The organism is Streptosporangium amethystogenes subsp. fukuiense (genome assembly GCF_042665875.1).
In the GTDB taxonomy this organism is placed as follows: Bacteria; Actinomycetota; Actinomycetes; order Streptosporangiales; family Streptosporangiaceae; genus Streptosporangium; species Streptosporangium fukuiense.
In genome coordinates, this window is sequence record NZ_JBHTEE010000001.1 from 5,190,905 (window position 1) to 5,215,046 (window position 24,142).

Below are 24,142 nucleotides of genomic sequence, written 5' to 3' on the forward strand. Positions count from 1 at the left end.
TACGTCCGCAGTCCACCACGTCCTCGGTTCACCTGATCCGAGCGACGGGCCCTGGAGGAGAACGTGGCCACACCCGGCGACGCCGCGAGCCAGGTTCGCGGGCCGCGCCCACCCACCCGCCCTCCGGCACTCGGCCGCCTCTCGGCGCTCACCCGCGTCGCGGTGCTCGGTGCGGTCACCGCGCTGGTCCTGCCGCTCACCTCGTGCACGGGCGAGCAGCCGTCCGCGTCGGCCGCCGACAACGGGCCGGTGCGGATCGCCGTCAACGGCTGGGCGGGCTACGAGGCCGGCGCCGCGGTCCTCGGGCGGCTGCTGACCACGGAGCTCGGCTACCCGGTGCAGACGGTCAAGCTCAACGAGGCCCAGTCCTGGGAGGGCCTCGAAAAGGGCACGGTGGACGTGATCGTGGAGAACTGGGGACGGGAGGCGGAGAAGCAGATCTACATCGAGGAGAAAAAGGTCGCGGTCTCCGCGGGAAGAAACGGCAGCAGGGGTGTCATCGGCTGGTACGTCCCGCAGTGGATGGTGGACGAGTATCCGGACATCACCGACTGGCGACAGCTCAACAAGTACGCCCATCTCTTCAAAACTGACAAGTCGGGCAATTTAGGCCAACTGCTCGACGGGGACGCCTCATATGTCACGCACGACGAGGCCCTGGTGCGCAATCTCGACCTCGACTACAAGGTCGTCTACGCGGGCAGCGAGAAGGCACTGATCGAGGCCGCCAGACGGGCGACCCGCGACCGCACCCCGCTGCTGATGTACTTCTACCAGCCGCAGTGGCTCTTCACCCAGGTCAAGCTGGCGAAGGTCAACCTTCCGCCGTACGCGATCGGCTGCGACGCCGACCCCGCCAAGGTGAGGTGCGACTACCCGCCCTACCTGCTCGACAAGATCGTGAGCAGGCGGTTCGCCGACACCGGCGGCGGGGCCTACGAGTTGGTGAGGAACTTCACCTGGACCAACGACCAGCAGAACGCGGTGGCGAACGACATGACGGAGAACGGCCTGGACGCCGACCGGGCGGCCCAGAAGTGGATCGACGCGAACAGGATCATCTGGAAGGAGTGGCTCCCCGACTGACGCCTCCATCCGGGTGGTCACCGGCCCACCCGGATGCGACGAGGGCTAAACGGAGGTGCCGTAGGCCGCGCGGACCCGCAGAACGTGCTCGACCAGAGTGATCAGCGTGCCCTTGACGGAGTCCCGGGAACGGGCGTCGGTCCGCACGACCGGAATGTGCGGGGCCAGGGTCAGGGCCTCGCGCACCTCGTCCTCGTTGTGCGGGAACTCTCCGTTCCAGCCGTTGATGCCGACCAGGAAGGGGAGCTTGGCCTCCTCGAAGTAGTCGATCGCCGGAAAGCCGTCGGCCAGCCGCCGGGTGTCGATCAGGACCACCGCGCCGATCGCGCCGCGGACCAGGTCGTCCCACATGAACCAGAACCGGTGCTGGCCCGGCGTGCCGAACAGGTACAGGATCAGGTCACGGTCCAGCGAAAGACGGCCGAAGTCCATCGCGACCGTGGTGGTGGTCTTGTTCGGAGTCAACCCCAGGTCGTCGATCCCGGCACTGGCGTCGGTCATCACCGCCTCCGTGGTCAGCGGCAGGATTTCCGACACCGCCCCCACGAACGTGGTCTTGCCGACACCGAACCCGCCCGCGACAACGATTTTCGTTGACGTCAGGCCACCCTGGCTAGAGCCTGCGAAGTCCACTGAGAACCCTTTCGAGCATGTTGAGATCCGGTTGTCCCTCGTTAAGACGCGGCTGATGGATGCGGACGAAGCCCTCGTCGACCATATCCGCCACCAGAACGCGGGCCACGCCGAGCGGGACCTTCAGCAGAGCCGAGATCTCAGCCACAGAGCGGTACGAGCGACAGAGCCTGATGATCGCATCCTGCTCGGGGGTGAGCAGAGCCAGGTCCTCCTCCATGATGAAGGAAGAGGAGACCAACGTCTCCATGGCCAGCTGGAAACGGGGCTCCGACCTGCCACCGGTGACGGTGTACGGGCGGAACAGCGGCTCGTCGTCCTCGCTCCTGTCAATCCCCCGCACTGGCCCCTCCCCTGGAAAAACCCGACACGGCCCCGGTCACTACCGGCCCCGGAGGGACTGTAGCTCGGCGCGGAGCGCGGGGGTGAGCACCTGACCGGCCCGCTCGACGAGCATCGTCATCTGGTAGGCCACCAGGCCCATGTCGCAGTCGGAAGAGGCCAGCACGGCGAGCGCGGAACCGTCGCTGATCGCCATGACCAGCAACAGGCCGCGCTCCATCTCGACCACGGTCTGGGTGACCGGGCCTCCGTCGAACACCCGGGAGGCCCCCACGGTCAGGCTGAGCAGGCCCGCGGCGACCGCGGCGAGCTGGTCGGCCCTGTCGACCGGAAATCCCTCCGAACCGGCGATCCTCAGTCCGTCGGCGGAGACGCACACCGCATGTGCGACACCGGGCGTGCCGCGGACGAACTCGGTGATCAGCCAGTCGAACCTGCGCGCCTCATGACTCAGGGTCGTCACGAGCCATCCTCCTCCTTGTCGGTAAGGCTCCTGGTAGTGGCTTCGGCTACTTCGGCGCGACCTCGTCGCACCCCCTGCTGGAAACTCGTCAGACGGTTGCGCACCCTGTCCGGGGACACGGACGGCGTCGGACTGGACGGCATCGGGCTGGACGGTGTGGAAGCGGCCGTGCCCGGTACGAGATTCGCCCGGGGAGTGCGCTTGGGCAGACCCGCGGCGGTGATCCCGCCAAGACTGGGGTCGCTCACCGCCTGGGCGGCCCGCCAGCCGGCGTCGGACGGGGTGTTCCAGCCGTCCGGGTCGCCCGCCGTCGCGGATCGCTCCGCCTCCGCTTCCACCGACGGCTCGTGGGCCGCCTGGTGGACCGGTACGCCCCCCGGTGGGGGGGCCTGCTCGTCGGACGTGCTCTCCGGTGCGAAGGACGCGGGCCCCCCTCCTTCCGCCGGGCCGTCCACCCGGCGGAACCAGGCCGACTCGACCGAGGCGAAGATGGGCAGGTACTCCTCCTGCTCGGCTTCGAGCGGGGAGACGCCCACCGTGGGCATCGCCCCCGCCGCCGGGTTCTCGTACCCGTACTCGTACGAGGACTCACCCCATGAGGAGAGTCCCTGGGCGGGAACACCCCCGCCGCCTTTCAGCCCGCCGACCTGGCGCTTGGGCAGCGGCGCGCCACCTGCCGGAGCACCGGACGAATCCGTCTGACCGGTGGAGGCTCGCTGTTCCGCGGCGAGATGGTCACCGGGCGACGAGGCGGAGCCGAACGAGGACGCGTCCGGGATGGACACCTGCCCGAACGAGTCATGACCGAAAGAACTCTGCCCGAACGACCCTTGCCCGAACGAGGAATGCTCGAACGAGGACTGGCCCTGCCCGTACGAGGGTTGCCGGACGGGTGGGCGGCCGGTGGACGTCTGGGCGGAGAAGTCCCCCGAGGCGGCCTGCTCCGCTCCCCAGGAGGGAGTCCGCGCCGGCTGGTCCTCCTGAGTGACGAGCTCCGGCGGGAACAGCACCATGGCGACGAGGCCGCCGCCCTCCTGCGGGCGCAGCTGCACCCGGATGCCGTGGCGCAGGGCCAGGCGGCCGACCACGAACAGGCCCATGCGCCGCGACACCGAGACATCGACGACGGGCGGCTCCGCCAGCCTGCGGTTCGCCTCGACCAGCTCCTCGTGGGTCATGCCGATACCCGGGTCGCTGACCGCGAGCAGCGCGCCGCCGCCCTCGATCGCGCTGCTGGAGACCACGACCCGGCTGGCCCGGGGGGAGAACTGGATGGCGTTCTCCACCAGCTCGGCGACCAGGTGCACGACGTCGTTGGCGGCACTGCCCGCGACCGAGATCGTACGGTGCACCCTGACCTGGACCCGCTCGTAGTCCTCGACCTCCGACAGGGAGGCACGCACGACGTCGACGAGCTTGGCCGGCCTGCTGCGCCTGCGGGGCGGCTCGTGACCGGCGAGGACCAGGAGGTTCTCGGAGTTGCGCCGCATCCGGGTGGCCAGGTGGTCGAGCCTGAACAGGTCGGCCAGGCGGCCGCCGTCCTCCTCGCCCTTCTCCAGCCCGTCGATCAGCGAGATCTGCCGCTCGACCAGGGTCTGCGTGCGACGCGACAGGTTGACGAACATCGCGCTGACGTTGGAGCGGAGCTCGGACTCCTCGGCGGCCAGGCGCACGGCCTGCCGGTGGACCTCGTCGAAGGCCTTGGCCACCTCGCCGATCTCGTCGGTGCTCTCGATCGGGATGGGGGCGATCTCGGGCGTCCTGGTGTCGCCGGAGACCCGTAGCCGCTGCACCACCTCGGGAAGCCTGAAGCCCGCGACCTCCAGCGCCTCGGCGCGCAGGCGGCGCAGCGGCGTCACCATCGAGCGGGCGATCACCACCGTGAGGCCGAGTACCAGCAGGAGCAGAAGCAGGATCAGGACGGACGTGATGATCGCATTGCGCTGTTCGTCGTCCTCCAGCATCCGGGCCCTGGCGACCACGTCACCGGCGACCTTGATCTCGACCTTCCGCATCAGGTCGAGGACCGCGGTGTTGTCCGAGAACCACTGCTTGACGTCGTTGGAACCCGACAGCAGCCGTCCGGTGTACCGGGGGTCACTGGCGAGCACGATCGCCCTGGCCTTGGTCAGTTCGGCCCGGTGCACCCTCTCGTCGATCATGGCGCCGGCGAGGAGCCGGCTGTTGGCCGGGCTCGCCTCGACGCTGAAGTCCGCCTCGAACTCGCTCATACGGGAACGGGAGGCGATGAACTTCTCGATCTCCTGCGGGTTGATCAGCGAGGGCGCGTAGTACCCGGCCAGCAGGCGGGCGCGCTGCCTGGAGACCTCCTCCTTGGCGTACGCCAGGGCGCTGAGCGCGCGGGTGTTGCCGGCGATCTCCGAATCGTCGCCGGCCAGCGTGAGCTCCTCGTGGAGCTTGAGCAGCGGGGCGATCATGTAACTGTAACGTTCCACCCGGGTCGTACCCGGCAGGCGACGCAGCTCGGGAAGGCCTTCCAGCTGGTAGGCGACGCTCTTGGCCGCCTCGACGGCTCGGGGGCCGTAGGAGTCGTCGATCGCCCGGACCTCCAGCTGCACCTTCCTGACCAGTGCGTCGACCACCTTCCGCTGGGCTTCCTCGCTCTTCTTCAACCCCTTATCCGAAGGCTGGAACGACCCCCAGGCGCCCCTGTCACGTTCCAATCCAAGCGCCTGCGCCAGATCCCGGAGGCCGCCGGAGTACTCCGCCGCGGCGGCGGTCCGCTGGTGCCCGGCGACGCTGTCGACGGAGGCCACCACGCGCGTGCCCGCGAGCACGACACCCACCGTGGTCGGCACCAGGATCAGAGCCGTCAGACGCGAACGGACACGCCAGTTCTTCAGGCCGAACCGAGCGGCAAGCCGCTTGCCACGGTCGGGTGCCGGAGCACTCCCGCTATCGGATGTCGCCCTCGCCACAGCTCTCGCTACCCCTCAATCACGACACAGATGAACAACATCAGACCACAAGGTCACGTGAAAGAATCGACAAAAACGACATATCGCCTTTAATTGTTACTAAGGCGACAAGGGGTGATCATCCGCGGCTACCTCAGGGCAGCCAGCACCTGATCTCGTATCTGAGCTCGCTGGACCTCGTCGGTCAGCGGACGACCGGCTCTGTCGACCACGTAGAAGACGTCCACCGCCTCTGCGCCGAGAGTCTCCACACGGGCAGCCCGTACGTCAAGGCCACATTCCCCAAATGCTCTACCGATCCGCCACAAAAGTCCCGGACGGTCATGGGCCCGCACCTCGATGACCGTCGCGGTGTTCGACGCGTCATCCACCAGGTTCACCCTGGGCGGCGCCACCGGCACCCGTGCCGGGCGCATCGACCTGCTCCTCCTGGCGAGGCGCTGCTCGATGTCCAGGCGACCGGCCAGGACCAGCCGCAGATCGGCCTCCAGCGTCGCGGGATCGGGCGGCGAGCCGTACTCGGGAACGACCGAGAACTCGATCACGGCGGTCGTCCCCGCCGAGGCGGCCGACGCGGCGCGGACCACCATCCGGTGCGCGGCCAGCACCCCGGCCGCACGCCAGAGCAGCCCGGCCCGGTCCGGCGCGACCACGGTGACCGCTCCCCCGTTGATCCGCACGGCTCCTCCGCCGTGTCGGGCCAGGGACGCCTGCTCCACCGAGAGCGAGGGCGCGGGCCGCAGCGGGGTGCCGGAGAGCGCCGAACGGACCCGGCGCACCAGATCGGTGACCAGTGAGGCCTTCCACGAGTTCCAGGCGGCGGGCCCGGTGGCGTGGCCGTCGGCCACGGCGAGGGCCGCCAGCAGTTCGAGGACCTCGCGCGTACCGACGGCCTCGGCCACCCGGGAAATGGTCACCGGGTCGTCCAGGTCACGGCGGGTGGCCGTCTCGGGCAGCAGGAGGTGGTGGCGGACCACGGTCTCCAGGGTGTCGACGTCCGCCGGAGGCAGGCCCATCCGGGCCCCGATGTCGCGGGCGACGACGGCGCCGGTGGTGGAGTGGTCCCCGGGGTATCCCTTACCGATGTCGTGCAGGAGCGCCGATATCAGCAGCAGGTCGGGCCGGGAGACCTCGCGGGTGAACGAGGCGGCCCCGGCGGCGGCCTCGATCAGGTGCCGGTCGACCGTGTAGCGGTGCACCGGGTTGCGCTGCGGGCGGTGCCGCACCCGCTCCCAGTCGGGCAGCAGGCGGACCAGCATCCCCGCCTGGTCCAGTTCCTCCCAGACCGGCACGGCCGCACGCCCGGCGCCCAGCAGGGCCACCAGGGCATCACGTGCCTCATCCGGCCAGGGCACGGGGAGTGGCGGCGACTGGGCCGCCAGCGTGGTGACCGTGGCGGGCGCCAGTGGCAACCCCGCCTCGGCCGCCGCGGCGGCGGCGCGCAGCACGAGGATCGGGTCCTTGCGGGGGTTGACCCCGCGGGCCAGCACGACCTCTCCACCGTGCTCGACGACGCCGTCGGCGAGCGGGCGGCGGCCACGGGGGGTGGGGCCGGTCAGCAGCCGGTCGACGGTGCGCCAGGTGGCGTCGAAGGCGTGCCCGATGGTCCTGGCGGCCTCGGCGAGCCTGCGCATCAGCGCCTCGGCGTCGAGCAGGCCGAGGATCCCGGCGACCGCGTCCTGTTCCTGGAGCACCAGCCGGTCGGCGCCTCGGGCGGTCACCAGGTGCAGCCCGTGCCGGATGTCGAGCAGCAGCTCGTAGGCCTCGCGGACTCGCGGACCGGGAGCCGAGGCGACCCAGGCCGCCGCCACGGCCTGCATCGCCTGCACGTCACGGATGCCGCCGCGGGAGTCCTTGAGGTCGGGTTCGAGCAGGAACGCCAGCTCCCCGCTCGCCTCCGCCCGCTTGTCCGCCGCGTCGCGCAGCTCACCCAGCCGGCGCCGGGAGTCGGCCCGCCACTCGGCGAGCACGACCTCGCGCACCGACCGCGTCAGCTCCTGGTCTCCCGCCACGTGCCGGGCCTGGATCAACCCGAGGACCGCCTTGAGGTCCTCCCCGGCCACCCTCGCCGCCTCGTCCACGGTCCGCACCGAGTGGTCGAGGCCGATCCCGGAGTCCCAGATCGGATACCAGATGCGGTCGGCGATACGCGCCACATCATCTCGTCCGTCGTGGAGCAGGACCAGGTCGAGGTCACTGCCCGGCGCGAGCTCCGAGCGGCCCAGGCTCCCGACCGCGACGAGCGCGACTCCGCTGAGGGCGCCGCGCTCGTCGTTTCTCGTCGTTCCCCCGTTGTGCCCGTACGGCGTGCCGCAGGCGGTCCTGACCAGGTCCGTCAGCCAGCGGTCGATGTCCGCGGCCCGTTCCTTACGAGCCGCGGCGTACGAGCGAGTGTCGCCTCTCACCGGTTAGAGCGCCTCAGGTCCGCGTTCCCCGGTGCGGACGCGGATCACCGTGTCCACCGGAACGGACCAGACCTTGCCGTCGCCGATCTTGCCGGTCTGCGCGGCCTTGACGATGACGTCGATGACGTCCTCGGCGTCGTCCTCCTCGGTGAGCACTTCGAGGCGGACCTTGGGCACCAGGTCGACCTGGTACTCGGCGCCCCGGTAGACCTCGGTGTGGCCGCGCTGGCGGCCGTAGCCGCTGGCCTCGCTGACCGTCATGCCCTTGACCCCGAACTGCTCCAGGGCCGCCTTCACGTCGTCGAGTTTGAACGGTTTGATGATCGCGGTGATGAGTCTCATGCGTCCACCTTCTTAGACGCCGGGGTGGAAACCGGACCGTTGACGGCCGCGACACCCGAGGAGTGGATGGTGCCGAGGTCGTAACCGGTCTCGGCGTGGGTGGTGATGTCGACGCCGGCGATCTCCTGCTCCTGGGTGATGCGGAAGCCCATCGTCTTGTCGATGATCTTCGCGATGATCCAGGAGATGACGAAGGAGTAGGCGCCGACCGCGACGGGACCGAGCACCTGCACGCCGAGCTGGGAGATCGGACCGCCGTAGAAGAGGCCCTTCTCCTGACCGTCGGCGAACGGGTAGGCGGCGACGAAGCCCAGCGCCACCGCGCCCACGACACCGCCGACCATGTGAACGCCGACCACGTCGAGGGAGTCGTCGTAGCCGAGCTTGTACTTCAGGCCGACCGCGTAGGCACAGGCGACACCGGCCAGCGCGCCGATCACGAACGCCGCCCAGGGGTCGACGAAACCACAGGCCGGGGTGATGGCGACCAGACCGGAGACCGCACCGGAGGCGACACCGAGGGTGGTGGAGTGGCCGTCGCGGAGCTTCTCGACCAGGATCCAGGCGCCGGCCGCGACCGCGGTGGCGATCTGGGTGTTCATGAACGCCAGGCCGGTCGTGCCGTCGACGGCGAGCTCGGAGCCCGCGTTGAAGCCGAACCAGCCGAACCAGAGCAGGCCCGCGCCGAGGAGGACGAGCGTGAGGTTGTGCGGCCGCATCGGGTCCTTGCGCCAGCCGACACGCTTGCCGATCACGAGCGCGACCGCCAGGGCCGCGGCGCCGGCGTTGATGTGGACGACGGTGCCTCCGGCGAAGTCCTCGATGCCGAGGGTGCTCAGCCAGCCACCGCCCCACACCCAGTGGGCCACGGGGAAGTAGACGACCGTCGCCCAGACGAGGGCGAAGACCACCCAGGCGCCGAACTTGACCCGGTCGGCGAGCGCGCCGCTGATCAGCGCGACCGTAATGATGGCGAAAGTCATCTGGAACGTCGAGAAGACCAGACTCGGCATACCGGTGCCGTCATCCTTGGTCGCCGTCTCGACCAGGCCGCTCAACCCGATGTTGTCGAGCCCGCCAATGATCTTGTTGAGGAATCCGGAGCCGTCTCCGACGGCGTCGAAGGCCAGCGAGTGACCGTAGAGAACCCAGGCGATCGTCACGACGATGATGCTGACCCACGACATCATCATCATGTTGAGAACGCTCTTCGCCCTGGTCATGCCCCCGTAGAAGAAAGCGAGACCTGGCGTCATGAGCAGGACGAGTGCGGTGCTCGCGAGCATCCAGGCTGTGGAGCCGCTATCGATCTCCATGCGAAGCGACCCTCCTTCCAATTGGCGTTTTGCCGGTTTCACATGCAGTGGACGCTTCCAGGGCTCCGTCGACCGGCCGCGCACTGACGTTGCGCCACAGCGTGTTCTTCCGCCGTTTCAAGGCGCGACCCTGTGTGTTTCACATCTGTGAATCTCGGCCACACGATGTTTCCGCCGGGTTTCGGACCGGGCATGTCTCGACTTACCAATGACCCAAAAGATGCCCAGGTGAGCGACCACCCGACTCTTCCGAGGGCCGCCGATGACCGCGCGCATGACCCCCGCCACGCCCGTCATGTCCTCTCATCCGGGCGAATACGTTGGGCCGTACTCCCTACCCGGCGAAGGAACGAACTGATCGCCCCGGCCCCGTACCTCCTAGCCCGACCCTGCGCTCCTTCCCGCAGTGGCGCTTCAGCTACGGCGCCTCGCCGAACGGTCCCGTAAAGATCGCTTCAGCCACGCACAGCACACTGGACGGCCGGAAAGAAACCCACTACGGCCCGCACGCCGTACGGCGAGACCGCGTGCAGCGGAGGTGGGTGGGCGTTCCGGGCGGCTTAAAAAAAGCCCGCAACCATGGCGCCCGAGCAGGCCGGAGGCCTGAATCTCAAGACGGCAACTGAGACGGCCGCCCGGAACGCCCACCGCAGCGGGCACAGAGCCAAAGCACAGAGCCAAAGCACCCAAAAAAACGATCCGGCACGCCCCCCGCGGGGAGCGTGCCGGATCGCAGACGGCTCAGGCCGCGGTGGCCATCTTCCGCAGCCGGGCCAGGGCGTCGCGCTCGATGCGTCGGGCGCGGTCCCTGCCGATGCCGTAGCGCTCGCCGACCTCGGTCAGCGTGTGCTCACGGCCGTCCATCAGGCCGTAACGCCAGCGGAGCATCTCGCGGGTCTGTCCCTCCAGCCCCGTCAGCCACTCCTCCAGCCGCTCGCGCTCAAGGACGTCCATCGCCTGCTGCTCGGGATCGGCCCAGGTGTCGTCGGCGATCATGTCGCCGAGTTCGGTCTCGTCCTCGTCGCCCACGCCCAACTGCAGGGAGACGGGGTCGGAGGCCCAGCGGCGGAGCTCACGGACCCGCTCGATGGGCAGTTCGAGCACCGCCGCCAGGTCGGCGTCGGTCGGCTCGGCGTCGAACTCGGCCAGCATGTCCCGGCGGACCCGCATCAGCCTGGTCATCTGCTCACCCGCGTGGGTGGGCAGGCGGACCGGCCGGGCCTGCTCGTGAATGGCACGCCCCACGGACTGCCGGATCCACCAGGTGGCATAGGTCGAGAACTTGTAACCGCGCCGGTAGTCGAACTTCTCGACCGCGCGGACCAACCCCAGGTTTCCCTCCTGAACCAGATCGATCAGCGGCATTCCCCGCCCTGAATATTTGCGCGCGACGGCCACCACAAGACGTAGATTGGCCTGGATGAATTCATCTTTGGCCCTCCGCCCGGAAACGGCCAAACGCTCAAGCTCCTCATCGGCGGCGTCCGCGATCCGCGGCTCCGTCAACCCGCCGTCCAGCAACTGCTCAGCGAAGAGACCCGCCTCGATCCGCTTGGCGAGTTCCACCTCTTCCTCCGCGGTGAGCAGGGGCACCCTGCCGATCTCTGCCAGGTAGGTTCCGAGCAGATCCCTGTCAGAGACGTGCTGATCCTGCGTCCGATTCCCCGTCGGCCTTGCCATCCGATGGCACCTCGCTCCGGCTGCTTATGACGTGTCCGCCCGCTCGCTCAACGCCCCATGCGCGCGGACACGTCGCTTGACTTTTCAACGGCTGGATCAGGGCAAAGATTCCCTCAAGAAGTACGCCTGGAGAATGGTTCCGAACTCCTCCTCAGGGAGGATGCCTCCCGGCGCCACGACAAGGCCCGCGGCTGCCCCCGGCGAAGAGGGCTAAACCAGACGGCGCCCCTCCTTCCACACCTGTGTCACCAGCGGCACCCCCGGCCGGTAGGCGAGATGGACGTACGTCGGGGCGTCCAGGATCACCAGATTCCCCCTGGTTCCCACCCGCAGCGTGCCGACGTCCCCGCGGCGCAACGCCCTGGCCCCGCCGTACGTGGCCGCCCTGATCGCCTCCAGCGGCGTCATCCGCATCTCGCGGACCGCCAGCGCCACGCAGAAGGGCATCGAGGAGGTGAAGGAGGAGCCCGGGTTGCAGTCGGTGGCCAGCGCGACCGTCACCCCGGCGTCCAGCAGGCGGCGGGCGTCCGGGTAGGGCGAGCGGGTGGAGAACTCCGCACCGGGCAGCAGGGTGGCCACCACTCCCGCCGACGACAGCGCCGAGACGTCGTCGTCACTCAGATGGGTGCAGTGGTCGGCGGAGGCCGCGCCCACCTCGGCGGCGATCCGCGCCCCCGGGCCCGCGCCCAGCTGGTTGGCGTGGATCCTCGGCAGCAGCCCCGCCTTCATCCCGGCGAGGAGGATCTCCCTGCTCTGGTCGGCGTCGAAGGCGCCGCGCTCGCAGAACACGTCGACCCACCGGGCGTGCGGCGCGCAGGCCTCCAGCATCTCCCCGGTGACCGTGCGGACGTACTCGTCGGCCGAGGAGGCGTCGGGGGGCACCACGTGCGCGCCCAGGTAGGTGGTCTCCTCGGTGAACCCCCGCGCGATCTCCAGGGACCTGCGCTCGTCCTCGACGGTGAGGCCGTAACCACTCTTGATCTCCACCGTGGTCGTCCCCTGGGCGAGCATCTCCGAGACCAGGGCGGCGGTGAGCGTCACGAGCTCGACGTCGGAGGCGGCGCGGGTGGCCGACACCGTGGTGCGGATGCCACCGGCCGTGTAGGGCAGGCCCGCCATCCGGGCGGCGAACTCGGCCGTGCGGTCGCCCGCGAAGACGAGGTGGGCGTGGCTGTCGACGAACCCGGGGATCACGCAACGTCCGTCGACGTCCACCCGCTCGTCGGCGCAGGGAGCCGCACCGGCGGGCCCTGCCCACACCACCTCGCCGTCCTGCACCACCAGCGCCGCGTCCTCGATCTCCTCCCGCGCCGGATCACCCGTGTAGAGCAGTCCGATGCGATCGAAGAGGGTGCTCCTCACCTGCCGGCCCTCGCTCGTCATACCGACCTCCCCGCTCGTGCCTCGATGATCGCCTCGGTGAGCATGCCGCCCACGTCACCGAGTACGTGCCTGCCCTCGGTGACCACGCGGCGGCCCCCCGACACCACGGAGTGCACGTCGGCGGCCGTGGCGGCGAACACGACGGTCTCGGCCAGGTGCGCCGGGGAGGCGCCCGCCGTACGGACCGAGTCCAGGCGCACCGACACCAGGTCGGCCCACGCGCCGGGGACGAGCATGCCCGCGCAGGCGAAGCCGAGCGAGTCGTGTCCCGCCGCCGTGGCGGCGTGCAGGAGCTCGGCGGCCGACCAGTGACCGCGCCGCTCGGTGGCCAGCCGCTCGTCCAGTTCGACCGCGCGGGCCTCCTCGAACAGGTCGACGACCGCGTGACTGTCCGAGCCGAGCGTGACGGGCGACCCCGCGTCGAACAGCGCCCTGGCCGGTCCGATGCCGTCGGCGAGGTCGCGCTCGGTCGTGGGGCACATGCACACGCGCGTGCCGGAGCCGCCGAGCAGCGCGATGTCCACGTCCGACAGGTGCGTGGCGTGCACGGCGGTCGAGCGGGGGCCGAGCGCGCCGTGCGCCTCCAGCAGCTGGACCGGGCTCGCGCAGTACGCCTCCACGCAGGCGGTGTTCTCCGCCCGCTGCTCGGAGACATGGGCGTGCAGCGGGACCGCGTGGTGGCGGGAGAACTCGGCGACCACCGGGATCTGCTCGGGCCTGACCGCACGGACCGAGTGCACGGCCACACCGATCTCCACGTCCGGATCGTCCCGGTAGTGGGTGGTGAGCGCCTCCGCCCGTGCCGCCCACCCGTCGGCGTCGCCGTCACCGAACCGCAGCTGGACACCGCTCAGCGGGGTGCCGACGCCACCGGTCAGGTAACAGGCGTCCAGCAGCGCGATGCGCAGCCCCGCCTCGCGCGCCGCCTGGACGAGCGCGTGGCCCATGGCGTTCGGGTCGTCGTAGCGCCTGCCGCCCGGACTGTGGTGCAGGTAGTGGAACTCCCCGACGCAGGTGATGCCGGCCAGCGCCATCTCGGCGAACGCGGCCCTGGCGAGTCTGAGATAGGAGTCGGGGTCGAGGGTCTCCGCCACCTCGTACATCTGCTCGCGCCAGGTCCAGAAACTGCCCTTCTCCCGTTGCGTCGCCCCGCGCAGGGCACGGTGGAAGGCGTGGGAGTGCGCGTTGGCCAGGCCCGGGATGGTCAGCCCGGCCAGCCGGACGGCTCCGCCGGGCGGGGTCGCCACACCGGTGACGATCTCGGAGATCACCGTGTCGTGGACTTTGACGAGCACTCCCGCGACGGCCTCGCCCGGCGGCAGCCAGGCCAGCTCGCACCAGTAGTTCAGCTCGCGCACAGGTCCTCCAAAACCGCGGCGAGGACGGCGACCCCCGTGTGGCAGTCGGCCGTCTCCGCGTGTTCGTCCGGAGAGTGAGAGATGCCCGTCGGATTGCGGACGAACACCATCGCGCTGGGCACACCCGCGGACGCGAGAATGCCCGCGTCGTGTCCGGCCCCGGTCGGCAGGACGGGTGCGCCCCCGGCGGCGGCGGCGACCCGCTCGCGCAGGACCGCGTCGAAGTCGACGACCGGGGTCCACGACTCGACGGTGACCTCGGCACCGGAGAACTCGGTCAGCTCGGCGACCAACGTCCTGACCGCGTCCTCGTCACCGCCCCTGGCATCCAGCCAGGCACTGACCAGTCCGGGGACGGCGTTGGCGTTGTTGGGCGACACGCGCGTCCTGCCGAAGGTGGCGACCACGCCGCCGCGCTCGGCGGCCTGGCGGGCGTGGAGCACGGTACGGGCGAAGGGCAGCATCGGGTCGTCGCGGTCGGCCAGCCTGGTGGTGCCGGCGTGGTTGGCCTGGCCGTGGAAGTCGAACCGCCAGCGGCCGTGCGGCCAGATGGCCGAGGCGACGCCGACCGGCGCGTCCCGGTGGACCAGGTCCTTGCCCTGCTCGACATGGAGCTCTACGAAGACCCCGACATGCCGCAGGGTCTCCTCGTCCCGGCCCAGGGCGCCCGGGTCGCGTCCTGCCCCGCGCAGTACCTCGGCCAGCGAGTCGCCCTCGTCGTCGGTCAGCGCGCGCGCCCTGTCCGGGTCCAGGATTCCGGTCAGCAGCCGGGAGCCGACGCACGGGACGCCGAACCTGGCGCCCTCCTCGTCGCTGAAGCAGGCGATCCCCAGGGGGCGCGCGGGCCGGAGGTCCCTGGCCCGCAGCAGGTCGAGGGCGGCGAAGGCCGACACGACTCCCAGGGGGCCGTCGAAGGCGCCGCCCTGCCGTACCGAGTCGAGGTGGCTGCCGGTGACCACGCCCGGCCGCACCGACGGGTCACCCCACCAGGCCCACAGGTTGCCGTTGCGGTCCTCCCTCAGGTCGAGGCCGCGCCTGGCCGCCTCCTGTCCGAACCAGCGCCGAAGCTCCAGATCCGCCGGCGACCACGCGTCTCGCAGGTAGCCCCGGGTCCGGCCATCACGTCCGAGGTGCTCGATGGCACCCCACATCTCGTCGAACACCCTCCCATTATGTGAATGATCCCATTCATTGGCGAGTCCGCCGCACCTTCGCCCGATTCCCCCTGCTCCGCGGAGCCGCTCCGCCTCGCCGGGCGAGAAACCGTACGGCCCCTCAGTTCAGGCGGCCTGCGGCGGGACGGACGGTGATCTCGGTGACGTGGGCGTCGGGTGACGCGGTCAGGGCCGCCTGCACCACCCTGGCCACCGAGTCCACGTTCAGGTACTTCTCCGGCCGGTAGGAGTCGCCCTCCCGGACCCGCACCTCACGCTGCATGTCGGTGTCGACCCGTCCGGGGTAGATCGTCGTCACGCGGAGTTCCGGCTCTTCCAGGCGGAGCGCGTCGGCGAAGGCGCGCAGCGCGAACTTGCTCGCCGCGTAGGGGCCCCAGCCGGCACTGGCCCGCTGCCCGGAGCCGGAGTTGATCAGCACCACGTGACCGCGCCCCGCGCGCAGGGCGGGCAGCAGCAGCCGGGTCAGCTCGACCACCGCGATCACGTTGACCTCCATGGTGTGCCGCCACACCTCGGCCGGGGTCTCCTCCACCCGCCCCAGGTGCAGCACGCCCGCACTGTGCACCAGCACGTCGAGCCGGTCGATGGCGGCGACGTCGGCCTCCGTGACGGTGGTGAGCTCCACCGGCCAGGGCCGCGCGCCGGGCAGGGCGGCGGCCGTCTCGGCCAGCGCCTCGGAGTCGCGGCCGCCGAGCAGCAGGTCGTGGGTGGGGGCCAGGGCGCGGGCGATCGCGGCGCCGACCCCTCGTGAGGCACCGGTGACCAGTGCGGTCGGACGTACAGACATGTCGATCACCCTATCCGGATCAGCAGAACCGTTCGGTGAAGACCCCCGCCTGGTCGGTCATCCGTTCGTACTCCTCCAGCCGGGCCTGCGTGCGCAGCGGCGCCGCGTCCGCCATGGCCTCCACCAGCACCATGGCCAGGGCCAGTGGCGCCGTGTGCGAGTCGAAGACCAGCCGTTCCCCGACGGGGGCGGCCAGGACCACGTCGGCCTCGAAGGGCACGTCCCGCCGGTCGGTGATCACCGCCGTACGCAGGCCCAGGTCCCGGGCGCCGCGCAGCGCCTGCACCGCCTCGGCCGGGTAGCGGGGCAGGATCACCGCGACCAGCCAGCTCGCCCCCGCGCGGCGCGCGGCGTACAGGCCGTCGGCCAGTTCGGAACCGCCGTGGGTCAGCAGCCGGACGTCCGGGTGGATCCGGCGCGCGAAGTAGGCGAACGTGGTGGCCAGCCCGCTCGACACCCGCAGGCCCACCACCGGCAGAGGCTCGCATCCCGCCAGCTTGGCACCCAGCTCCGAGATGTCGGAGGGGTCGGCCAGCGCGTCGCGTACGCTCCGCAGGTTGTCGATCTCCACGTCGATGGCCGCCTGCAGGTCGTTGGCCCGCGACGGCCTCCGGCCGCCCACGACGAGGGGCCGCAGCGCCTGTCTGAGCTCGGGATACCCCGCGAAACCGAGCACCATCGCGAACCTCGTCACCGACGGCTGGCTGACCCCCGCCCGCTCGGCCAGCTCCACGCTGGACAGGAAGATGGCCTCGGACAGGTGGTCGCCCAGGTAGCGCGCGATCCGCCGCTGCACCGGCGACAGCCGCCGCCCCTCCAGAAGCTGATCGAGTCCGTCCCCCACGCCCCCTCCAACCGCTCGACACTCCACGAGCATTCCCCTCCCCCACCCCGCCCCGCTGTAGTTCATACACCCGGACGGGGCGGGAGTGAGCGGTGCCGGCAGGATTCACCCCCCGGGGCCGGGACACGGTACGCGGATCGGTGCGCGCACCTCCCGATCAGGGCCGGCGCGCCCCGGCCGGAGCCCGATCACCCGGCCGGGACCCGCGCCTCCGGTCAGGATTCGCGCATCGGGATGCGGACGTCCCGCTCCTCGGCCACGGCGACGGCCTCGTCGTAGCCCGCGTCGACGTGACGGATGACCCCCGTGCCCGGGTCGTTGGTGAGTACCCGGTTGAGCTTCTCGGCACCGAGCCTGGTGCCGTCGGCGACGGTGACCTGGCCGGCGTGGATGGAACGGCCGATGCCGACGCCGCCGCCGTGGTGAATGGAGACCCACGCGGCACCGGAGGCGACGTTGAGCATGGCGTTCAGCAGCGGCCAGTCGGCGATCGCGTCGGAGCCGTCGGCCATGCCCTCGGTCTCCCGGTACGGGCTCGCCACGCTGCCGCAGTCGAGGTGGTCGCGGCCGATCACCAGCGGAGCCTCGATCTCCCCCGAGGCCACCATGTCGTTGAACCGCTCTCCGGCCAGGTGGCGCTCCCCGTATCCGAGCCAGCAGATACGGGCCGGCAGGCCCTGGAAGTGGACCTTCTCCCCGGCCATCCGGATCCACCTGGCGAGCGGCTCGTTGTCAGGGAAGAGCTCCAGGATCGCGCGGTCGGTCTTGGCGATGTCGGAGGGGGAACCGGAGAGCGCGGCCCACCGGAACGGGCCCTTGCCCTCGCAGAACAGCGGCCGGATATAGGCGGGCACGAAGCCGGGGAAGTCGAACGCGCGACCGTAACCCGCCAGCCGGGCCTCGCCCCGGATCGAGTTGCCGTAGTCGAAGACCTCGGCTCCGGCGTCCTGGAAGCCGACCATGGCCTCCACGTGCCTGGCCATGGCCTCGCGGGCCCTGCGGGTGAAGCCCGCCGGGTCCTTCTCCCGTTCGTCGGCCATGTCCTCGAAGGCCACGCCGATCGGCAGGTACATCAGCGGGTCGTGGGCGGAGGTCTGGTCGGTGACGACGTCGATCTCGGCGCCTCTGCGGAGCAGTTCGGGCACGATCTCGGCCGCGTTGCCCTCGACCCCGATGCTCAACGGCCTGCGCTGGTCGCGGGCCTCGTACGCCAGGCGCAGCGCCTCGTCGAGGTCGGCGGCGCGGACGTCCAGGTAGCGGTGCTCGATCCGCCGGTCGATCGACCTGGGGTCGCAGTCGACGCAGATCACCACGCCGCCGTTCATGGTCACGGCCAGCGGCTGCGCGCCGCCCATGCCGCCGAGCCCGGCGGTCAGCGTGATCGTTCCCGCGAGGCTCCCGCCGAACCGCTTGGCGGCCACGGCGCCGAAGGTCTCGTAGGTGCCCTGCAGGATGCCCTGGGTGCCGATGTAGATCCAGGAGCCCGCCGTCATCTGCCCGTACATGGTCAGTCCGGCGGCCTCCAGGCGCCGGAACTCCTCCCAGTCGGCCCAGTCGGGCACCAGGTTGGAGTTGGCGATGAGCACCCGCGGGGCCCACTCGTGGGTGCGGAACACGCCGACGGGGCGGCCGGACTGCACCAGCAGTGTCTCGTCGCCCTCCAAGGTGGTCAGGGTGCGGGTGATCGCGTCGAAGGAGCGCCAGTCACGGGCGGCCTTGCCCGAGCCGCCGTAGACGACGAGCTGTTCCGGATGCTCGGCCACCTCGGGATCCAGATTGTTCTGGAGCATGCGAAGCGCCGCCTCTTGCGGCCATCCCTTGGCGGTGAGCGTGGTACCGCGCGGCGCGCGCACAACCCGGCTGCCGGTCATGCCCGGACCTCCCCATCAAGAATGAATGAATACATTCATATTTGTCACCTGGAGGCTACAGGTCAACCCGGGAAGGCGTATCACGGCAAGGGGTGCCGCGAGCGGCACGCCCGCGACACCCCCCGGTGGTGGCCGTAACGATCGTCGCGCCCCGATCTTCGTCCCGCACGGACGGGATCGGGAGATCGAATGCGGCGCGCGCCCGATGGGGCACCCCGGTGCGAAGGAGAGGCTTCGCACAGGCGGGGATGCCCGGTTCGCCGGACAGCGAACCAGACCATCGGCCCGGTGTCCGAATTATTCCTTTGTGAACGATATGAATTTACACAACCACGCCAGTACCACCGCGCGGCCTTCACCATGCCGGACAGCCGCCGGGCGGCGGGACTAGCCGGGCAGCAGGAGCTGGGTGGCGGCCAGCTCACGGTAGAGGGCGTCGTCGGCGAGCAGCTCGCCATGGGTGCCCACGGCCCGCACCCGGCCCGCCTCCATCACCACGATCCGGTCGGCCCCGGTCACCGTGGAGAGGCGGTGTGCGATCACCAGCACCGTCGTCTCCGCCGCCACCTCCGCGATCACCTCGCGGAGCCGCAGCTCGTTGACCGCGTCGAGCTGGGAGGTGGCCTCGTCGAGCAGCAGGAGCCGGGGTCTGCGCAGCAGGGCGCGGGCGATGGCGACCCGCTGGCGCTCACCGCCGGAGAGCAGGATCCCCCGATGGCCGACCCTGGTGTCCAGCCCCTCGGGGAGCCTGGAGACCAGGTCCTCCAGGCGGGTGCGGGCGAGCACCCGCCTGATGTCGTCCTCCCGCACGCCCGGCGCGGCGAAGACGAGGTTCTCCCTGAGCGTGCCGTCCAGCACCGGCGCGTCCTGCTCGACGTAGCCGAGACAGGCGCGCAGCTCGGCCAGCGGCCAGTTCTCGATGTCGCGGCCGTCGACCCTGATCGTCCCCGACTGCTGCTCGTAGAACCGCTCAAGCAGGGCGAAGACCGTGGACTTGCCCGCACCGGACGGCCCCACCAGAGCGGTCAGCCCGCCCGCGGGCACCTCGAAGGAGACCTCGTCGTGAATGACCGGCCTGTCGTCTCCGTAGCGGAAGGACACCCTCTCGAAGGAGACCCCGACCGGGGTGCTGCCGGCCTCGTGGACCGTGCCGCCCGTCTTCTCCACGGGAAGCGCCTCGATCTCACGGATCCGCCACACCGCGGCCAGCCCGTTCTGCAACTGCGTGGCGCCCTGGACCAGCTGGCCGATGGGGGCGACCAGGTAGAACAGGTAGAGCAGAAAGGCGATCAGCGAGGAGACCTCCAGCGCACCCGAGGAGACGCGCGCGCCGCCCACCCCGAGCACGGCCACGAAGGCCAGCTGCGCGGCGACCCACGCCGAGATACCGGCGATCGAGGTCAGCCAGGCGACCGCGATCCCCCGGTCACGCGCCTCGCGGGCCGCCTCGCTCACCGCGGCGATCTCCCGTTCCTCGGCACCGCTGGCCTTGACCGTGCGGAACGCCTGGAGCACCCGGTCCAGGACCGCGCCCATCTCGCCGACCGCGACCTGGGCCTGCGCCGAGGCGCGCTGGATCCGGGGCAGGATCAGGCCGACGATCCCGCCGACCAGGACCAGTACCCCCAGCGTGATGAGCAGCAGCACCCAGTCCATGATCGCCATCATGACCACGGCGCCGACGAGCATGAACAGCGAGCTGACCATCTCGACCACGCTGTTGGCGAACACCGCGCGCAGCAGCGTGGTGTCGGAGGTCACCCGGGACATCAGGTCACCGGGCTTGAGCCGGTCGACCTCGGAGGCGCGCAGCCGCAGCATCCGGTCGACCAGGCCGCGGCGGGCGGAGAACACGATGCTCTCCCCCATCCGCTCCAGCACGTAGCTGCCCAGCGCGCCGAGGCCGGCGCCCACGAGCACGGCGGCGGTCAGCCCCAGCACGGGGCCGAGCAGGGAGCGCTGCTCGCCGAAGGCGTCGACGACCGTCTTGGCCAGGAGCGGCATCGCCAATCCGGCCAGCGAACCGACGAGGCTGAGCACCCCACCCAGCAGCAGGGTTTTTCGGTAGGGCCTTATATAGGCGACCAACAACCGCCAGGACGCGGTCTCGGACAATGCGACCCCCTTTGAAGCGACGCGATCGATCTACGGCCGCTCCTCTTGTCTACCTGGCATGCGTCCGCCCCGAGCGTCTTTGCCGTATTTCGCAACGAAAGTCGATTACGCCACTAATTTAGGCAACTAAAGTTGACATCAGGGAGTTGGCGAAGGCCCCGCCGGTTCGGCACCGTTTCACGGCGGACCGGCGGGGCCTTACGGAATGTCAGGAATCCGGGGAGGGGGTGAGGACCAGGCAGGCGTTGCTGCCCCCGAAGCCGAAGGAGTTGGACAGGACGGGGGCGGCGGCCACGGACCGGGGCTCACCACAGACGATGTCGATGAGGTCGGCCTCGGGGCCGCCCGCGAAGTTGGCGATCGGGGGGATCAGGCCCTCTCGGGCCGACAGCAGGGCGATGACCGCCTCCAGCGCGCCCGCGCCGCCGACGAGGTGGCCGGTCACCCCCTTGGTCGAGGTCACCGGGGGCGTACGGCCGCCGAAGCACGCGTGCAGGGCGACGGCCTCGGCGCTGTCGTTGTGCGGGGTGGAGGTCCCGTGGGCGTTGACGTGCCCGATGTCGCCGGCGTCGAGTCCGGCGTCGAACAGGGCGGCGCGCATGCACTCGGCCGCCACCGAGCCGTCCCTGAGCGGTGCCACGATGTGGTTGGCGTCGCAGTTGGCCGCGTAGCCGCTGACCTCGCCGTAGACACGGGCCCCCCGCGCCTCGGCGAGGTCGGCGCGCTCCAGGACGAGAAAGGCCGCACCCTCCCCCATGACGAAGCCGTCACGGTCGGCGTCGAACGGGCGGGACGCCTCCGAGGGGGCGTGCGTCCGCTCCGACAGGGCGCCGACCCGGGCGAAGGCCTCCATCGCGAGCGGGGAGAGCAGCGCGTCCAGGCCCCCGGCGACGGCGGAACCGACCACGCCCGAGCGGATCGCGCGCAGCGCCTCACCGATCGCGGTGGCCCCGCTGGCGCAGGCCGTGTTGAAGGTGAGGCATGGCCCCCTGAAGCCGTACCTGATGGCGACGCGCGAGGCGGTCGAGCTGGACATCAGTGTCGGGACCGCGTGGACGGGCACCTTCTCCCTGCCGAGGGTATGCCCCACGATCAGGTTCTCCAGGGTGGCGAACCCGCCGCCGCCGGTGCCCACATACACCCCGCAGCCCTCGGCGGGCAGGCCGTCCGCGTCGGCGACGGCGTCGATCGCCGCGGCGAGGCCGATCTGGGAGGTCCGGTCGAGGGTCCGGAGCTCGCGCCCGCCGAAGTAGTCATCCGGCTCGAACGGTGCCAGCGGGCACCCGATCGAGACCGGCACCCGGGCGTCGGCCAGTTCGGGGATGGCGGTCGCGAGCGACTTGCCCGCGAGCACCGTGGCGAAGACGTCCCGCGCCGTGTTGCCCGCCGGGCTCTTGACCCCCAGACCAGTGACGACGACGCGCGTCACCGGGCCGCCAGCGCGGCGTGCAGTACGCCCGCCATGTCGGCGACGGTCTGCGCCCCGGCGAAGTCGCTGGGGTCGAGCTGGATGCCCAGCTTCTCCTCGATGATGACGGAGATCTCCACCCATTCCAGGCTGTCGATCTGGTGGTCGGCGATGGTGGCCCCCGGCTTCACCTGATCGCTCGGTACGCTCAGCACCTCGGCGATCGCCGACCGGACCACGGATGTCGCTGAATCGAGGCTTGTCATTCGCCCACCTTTAAAAGGATTGGTCCACTCGCGCCCCTGCAATGCCTTCGGACTATAGCGAAACAGACATATGTTCTGTCTATGTACGACCAGGCGGAATTCTCGAATTTTCTACTCATTAAGTGATGAGCCGCGCGGTGAAAACCACCCCTCCCGGAACCGGGCCGAGGATCGGCCACCGCGTACCGGCGCCCCGCCGATCCGGAGCCGGCTCGGCGAGGAGCCCATCGGCGGGACACCGGCGAGCGGGGTCAGCGGCGGCGGACGCCGTACTCCCTGCGCATCTCCGCGACGGTGTCCAGGATCTCGTCCTGGGTCTTCAGCAGCCTCGCCTCGGCCTCCTCGGTTCTGGCCTCGGCCACCAGCCGGCGGTCGCCCGTCCGGCCGGCCAGCCTCCGCTTGGCCCTGGCCTTCATCTCGCGCAGATTGAGCTTCTCCATCAGACCCATGATCAGCATCCCTTCGGCAGAGAGGGCCGTCATCTGCCCGGCGGGCGGCCGGATATGCACGGGTTCCAAAGCCCACCGCGACCGTGCCGCCGCTTTCCCGCGCCCCTCAGTCGGGATCGGGGACGTCGTCGTGGTCGATGTCGCCCTCCTCCGCACGGCGCAGCCCGATGTCCTCCACCCAGGCGCCGGCGAACCGGCGGATCTCCCGGAGCCGCTCGCCCGCCACGCCGTGGGCCTCGAAGTCCTCGTCGGCGATCAGTGCGACGAACTCCAGCCTCATCACCAGTTCGGCGAGTGAGAACCCCTCGTCGTGCAGGCGGGCGAGGTGTTCGAGCTCGCGGAAGCCGTACGGCTCGGAGACCGAGGCGACGTCGATGACGTCGCGGGCGAGACCGCGCTCGTGCAGTGCCCACACTCGCGGGCCGACCTCGGCTTCCGGCCCGGCCGGCGAGGGCGACGGCGGGAGCGACGGCGAGGACATCGGCGGCTCAGCGGCGGGAGCGGCGGCGGGTGGAGGGGAGGTCATGACGGCCGGAGACGAACTCCTGGAAGGCGATCTTGCCGCGGATCACCGGGCGGCGCCAGCGCTCCTCGCGGCGCTCGGCCCTGGCCATCTTGCGGAGCCGCGGGTGCCGGGCGCCCGGGGCGAAGAACCAGTGCGCCCAGGGCGATCCCGGGCGGGCCAGCCGCACGGCCCCCGGCACCAGGAGGACCGGCACGAACAGTCCGACCAGGCCCGTCCAGATCTTGCCCTTGAGCAGCGTGACCACGGCGAGCCCGAGGTTGGTCACGATGAGGCCGCCGGTTATCCAGGTCCCCCTGGGGGTGCCGTCGGAGTTCTCCCAGCCGAGGGGGCGCAGGCCGAGCAGGAGCAGGCCGGTGATCGCGACGGCGATGAACACCGCGTCGACGGAGGCCCGGCCCTCCTCCTCCCAGTAGACGTCGCGCAGGTGCAGGATCAGCGCGAACTCGTCGAGGACGAGGGCGGCGCCGACACCGAAGATCGCCGCCGTCACCGCGTACCAGCCCTCGGAGACCCCGGAGACGAGCAGGCCGGACACCCCGCCGAGCAGGGTCAGCACCACGCCGAACACCACGTGGTGTATGTGCATCTCGCCGACGTTGACGTCACGGAACCAGCCGATCTTGGCTCGGATGAGCCGGACATTGATCCTGGTGAACACGAAGGCGACGATCAGCGCGACAAAGAAACAGAACAGCGGCAGCCGTCCTGTTTCCATGATCCGATCTCGGAACAAATCTCCCACCGTTTCCTCAGG

The 24,142-nt window shown here is 70.4% G+C and carries 21 protein-coding genes; 1 reads left to right on the forward strand and 20 read right to left on the reverse strand.

Translation table 11 applies throughout. The annotated features are described in order from the left end of the window. The first annotated feature begins 63 nt into the window (after positions 1–63). A complete protein-coding gene (locus ACFQVD_RS22125) occupies positions 64–1,086 on the forward strand; it encodes an ABC transporter substrate-binding protein (protein WP_343971998.1) in 1,023 nt (340 codons plus the stop codon). 45 nt (positions 1,087–1,131) lie between these two features. On the opposite strand, the gene ACFQVD_RS22130 is transcribed toward ACFQVD_RS22125, so the two are convergent. The 20 genes from ACFQVD_RS22130 to ACFQVD_RS22225 all read right to left on the reverse strand — a co-directional run bounded on the left by ACFQVD_RS22130 (position 1,132) and on the right by ACFQVD_RS22225 (position 24,103). Continuing rightward, entirely contained in the window at positions 1,132–1,689 is a 558-nt protein-coding gene (locus tag ACFQVD_RS22130; RefSeq protein WP_343972082.1) for a GTP-binding protein, read from the reverse strand. Between the two features lie 10 nt (positions 1,690–1,699). Further along, positions 1,700–2,062, reverse strand: coding sequence for a DUF742 domain-containing protein (locus ACFQVD_RS22135; protein WP_343972001.1), 363 nt, complete (start codon positions 2,060–2,062; stop codon positions 1,700–1,702). A 39-nt stretch (positions 2,063–2,101) separates the two neighbouring features. After that, positions 2,102–2,524 carry a roadblock/LC7 domain-containing protein gene (locus ACFQVD_RS22140; RefSeq protein ID WP_386271924.1) on the reverse strand — a complete coding sequence of 141 codons (423 nt, stop codon included), beginning with the start codon at positions 2,522–2,524 and terminating at the stop codon, positions 2,102–2,104. Next, entirely contained in the window at positions 2,521–5,343 is a 2,823-nt protein-coding gene (locus ACFQVD_RS22145) for a sensor histidine kinase (RefSeq protein ID WP_343972004.1), read from the reverse strand. The genes ACFQVD_RS22140 and ACFQVD_RS22145 overlap by 4 nt, the downstream gene beginning before the upstream one ends. A gap of 248 nt (positions 5,344–5,591) precedes the next feature. Then, positions 5,592–7,868, reverse strand: coding sequence for a [protein-PII] uridylyltransferase (locus tag ACFQVD_RS22150; RefSeq protein WP_343972007.1), 2,277 nt, complete (start codon positions 7,866–7,868; stop codon positions 5,592–5,594). Positions 7,869–7,871: 3 nt separating this feature from the next. After that, entirely contained in the window at positions 7,872–8,210 is a 339-nt protein-coding gene (locus ACFQVD_RS22155) for a P-II family nitrogen regulator (protein WP_030906290.1), read from the reverse strand. Further along, the gene (locus tag ACFQVD_RS22160) at positions 8,207–9,526 is read right to left on the reverse strand and encodes an ammonium transporter (protein WP_343972011.1); all 1,320 of its coding nucleotides are present in this window, start codon (positions 9,524–9,526) and stop codon (positions 8,207–8,209) included. The genes ACFQVD_RS22155 and ACFQVD_RS22160 overlap by 4 nt, the downstream gene beginning before the upstream one ends. Positions 9,527–10,267: 741 nt before the next feature. After that, positions 10,268–11,206 (reverse strand): sigma-70 family RNA polymerase sigma factor, encoded by a 939-nt coding sequence (locus ACFQVD_RS22165; RefSeq protein WP_343972014.1) that lies wholly within the window; start codon positions 11,204–11,206, stop codon positions 10,268–10,270. 210 nt (positions 11,207–11,416) lie between these two features. Continuing rightward, positions 11,417–12,589, reverse strand: coding sequence for an imidazolonepropionase (gene hutI / locus ACFQVD_RS22170; protein WP_343972017.1), 1,173 nt, complete (start codon positions 12,587–12,589; stop codon positions 11,417–11,419). Continuing rightward, positions 12,586–13,947 carry a formimidoylglutamate deiminase gene (locus ACFQVD_RS22175; protein ID WP_343972020.1) on the reverse strand — a complete coding sequence of 454 codons (1,362 nt, stop codon included), beginning with the start codon at positions 13,945–13,947 and terminating at the stop codon, positions 12,586–12,588. The genes hutI and ACFQVD_RS22175 overlap by 4 nt, the downstream gene beginning before the upstream one ends. Beyond that, the gene (locus ACFQVD_RS22180; protein ID WP_343972088.1) at positions 13,935–15,098 is read right to left on the reverse strand and encodes an allantoate amidohydrolase; all 1,164 of its coding nucleotides are present in this window, start codon (positions 15,096–15,098) and stop codon (positions 13,935–13,937) included. Before ACFQVD_RS22180 ends, ACFQVD_RS22175 begins: the two co-directional genes overlap by 13 nt. 124 nt (positions 15,099–15,222) lie before the next feature. Further along, positions 15,223–15,909 carry an SDR family oxidoreductase gene (locus tag ACFQVD_RS22185; RefSeq protein WP_343972023.1) on the reverse strand — a complete coding sequence of 229 codons (687 nt, stop codon included), beginning with the start codon at positions 15,907–15,909 and terminating at the stop codon, positions 15,223–15,225. 19 nt (positions 15,910–15,928) lie between these two features. After that, a complete protein-coding gene (locus ACFQVD_RS22190) occupies positions 15,929–16,753 on the reverse strand; it encodes a MurR/RpiR family transcriptional regulator (RefSeq protein WP_343972026.1) in 825 nt (274 codons plus the stop codon). Between the two features lie 215 nt (positions 16,754–16,968). After that, positions 16,969–18,624, reverse strand: coding sequence for a urocanate hydratase (gene hutU, locus ACFQVD_RS22195; protein ID WP_343972029.1), 1,656 nt, complete (start codon positions 18,622–18,624; stop codon positions 16,969–16,971). A gap of 387 nt (positions 18,625–19,011) precedes the next feature. Continuing rightward, on the reverse strand, positions 19,012–20,739 hold the full coding sequence (locus tag ACFQVD_RS22200) for an ABC transporter ATP-binding protein (RefSeq protein WP_343972032.1): 1,728 nt from the start codon (positions 20,737–20,739) through the stop codon (positions 19,012–19,014). Positions 20,740–20,947: 208 nt separating this feature from the next. Further along, positions 20,948–22,168 (reverse strand): beta-ketoacyl-[acyl-carrier-protein] synthase family protein, encoded by a 1,221-nt coding sequence (locus ACFQVD_RS22205; protein WP_343972035.1) that lies wholly within the window; start codon positions 22,166–22,168, stop codon positions 20,948–20,950. Next, on the reverse strand, positions 22,165–22,413 hold the full coding sequence (locus ACFQVD_RS22210) for an acyl carrier protein (protein ID WP_084195145.1): 249 nt from the start codon (positions 22,411–22,413) through the stop codon (positions 22,165–22,167). The genes ACFQVD_RS22205 and ACFQVD_RS22210 overlap by 4 nt, the downstream gene beginning before the upstream one ends. A gap of 251 nt (positions 22,414–22,664) precedes the next feature. Next, positions 22,665–22,853, reverse strand: a complete 189-nt coding sequence (locus ACFQVD_RS22215) for a hypothetical protein (protein WP_343972042.1) — start codon at positions 22,851–22,853, stop codon at positions 22,665–22,667. Positions 22,854–22,968: 115 nt separating this feature from the next. Beyond that, on the reverse strand, positions 22,969–23,388 hold the full coding sequence (locus ACFQVD_RS22220) for a hypothetical protein (protein ID WP_343972091.1): 420 nt from the start codon (positions 23,386–23,388) through the stop codon (positions 22,969–22,971). Next, a complete protein-coding gene (locus tag ACFQVD_RS22225) occupies positions 23,351–24,103 on the reverse strand; it encodes a hypothetical protein (protein WP_343972045.1) in 753 nt (250 codons plus the stop codon). The genes ACFQVD_RS22220 and ACFQVD_RS22225 overlap by 38 nt, the downstream gene beginning before the upstream one ends. Between the last annotated feature and the right edge of the window lie 39 nt (positions 24,104–24,142).

Bases quoted from the DNA above. Each gene is read 5' to 3' on its own strand.
- ACFQVD_RS22155 (WP_030906290.1), bottom strand. From the start codon at position 8,210: ATGAGACTCATCACCGCGATCATCAAACCGTTCAAACTCGACGACGTG.
- hutI (WP_343972017.1), bottom strand. From the start codon at position 12,589: ATGACGAGCGAGGGCCGGCAGGTGAGGAGCACCCTCTTCGATCGCATC.
- ACFQVD_RS22215 (WP_343972042.1), bottom strand. From the start codon at position 22,853: ATGGAGAAGCTCAATCTGCGCGAGATGAAGGCCAGGGCCAAGCGGAGG.
- ACFQVD_RS22160 (WP_343972011.1), bottom strand. From the start codon at position 9,526: ATGGAGATCGATAGCGGCTCCACAGCCTGGATGCTCGCGAGCACCGCA.
- ACFQVD_RS22185 (WP_343972023.1), bottom strand. From the start codon at position 15,909: ATGTCTGTACGTCCGACCGCACTGGTCACCGGTGCCTCACGAGGGGTC.
- ACFQVD_RS22225 (WP_343972045.1), bottom strand. From the start codon at position 24,103: ATGGAAACAGGACGGCTGCCGCTGTTCTGTTTCTTTGTCGCGCTGATC.
- ACFQVD_RS22180 (WP_343972088.1), bottom strand. From the start codon at position 15,098: ATGTGGGGTGCCATCGAGCACCTCGGACGTGATGGCCGGACCCGGGGC.
- ACFQVD_RS22210 (WP_084195145.1), bottom strand. From the start codon at position 22,413: ATGACAAGCCTCGATTCAGCGACATCCGTGGTCCGGTCGGCGATCGCC.
- ACFQVD_RS22165 (WP_343972014.1), bottom strand. From the start codon at position 11,206: ATGGCAAGGCCGACGGGGAATCGGACGCAGGATCAGCACGTCTCTGAC.
- hutU (WP_343972029.1), bottom strand. From the start codon at position 18,624: ATGACCGGCAGCCGGGTTGTGCGCGCGCCGCGCGGTACCACGCTCACC.
- ACFQVD_RS22220 (WP_343972091.1), bottom strand. From the start codon at position 23,388: ATGACCTCCCCTCCACCCGCCGCCGCTCCCGCCGCTGAGCCGCCGATG.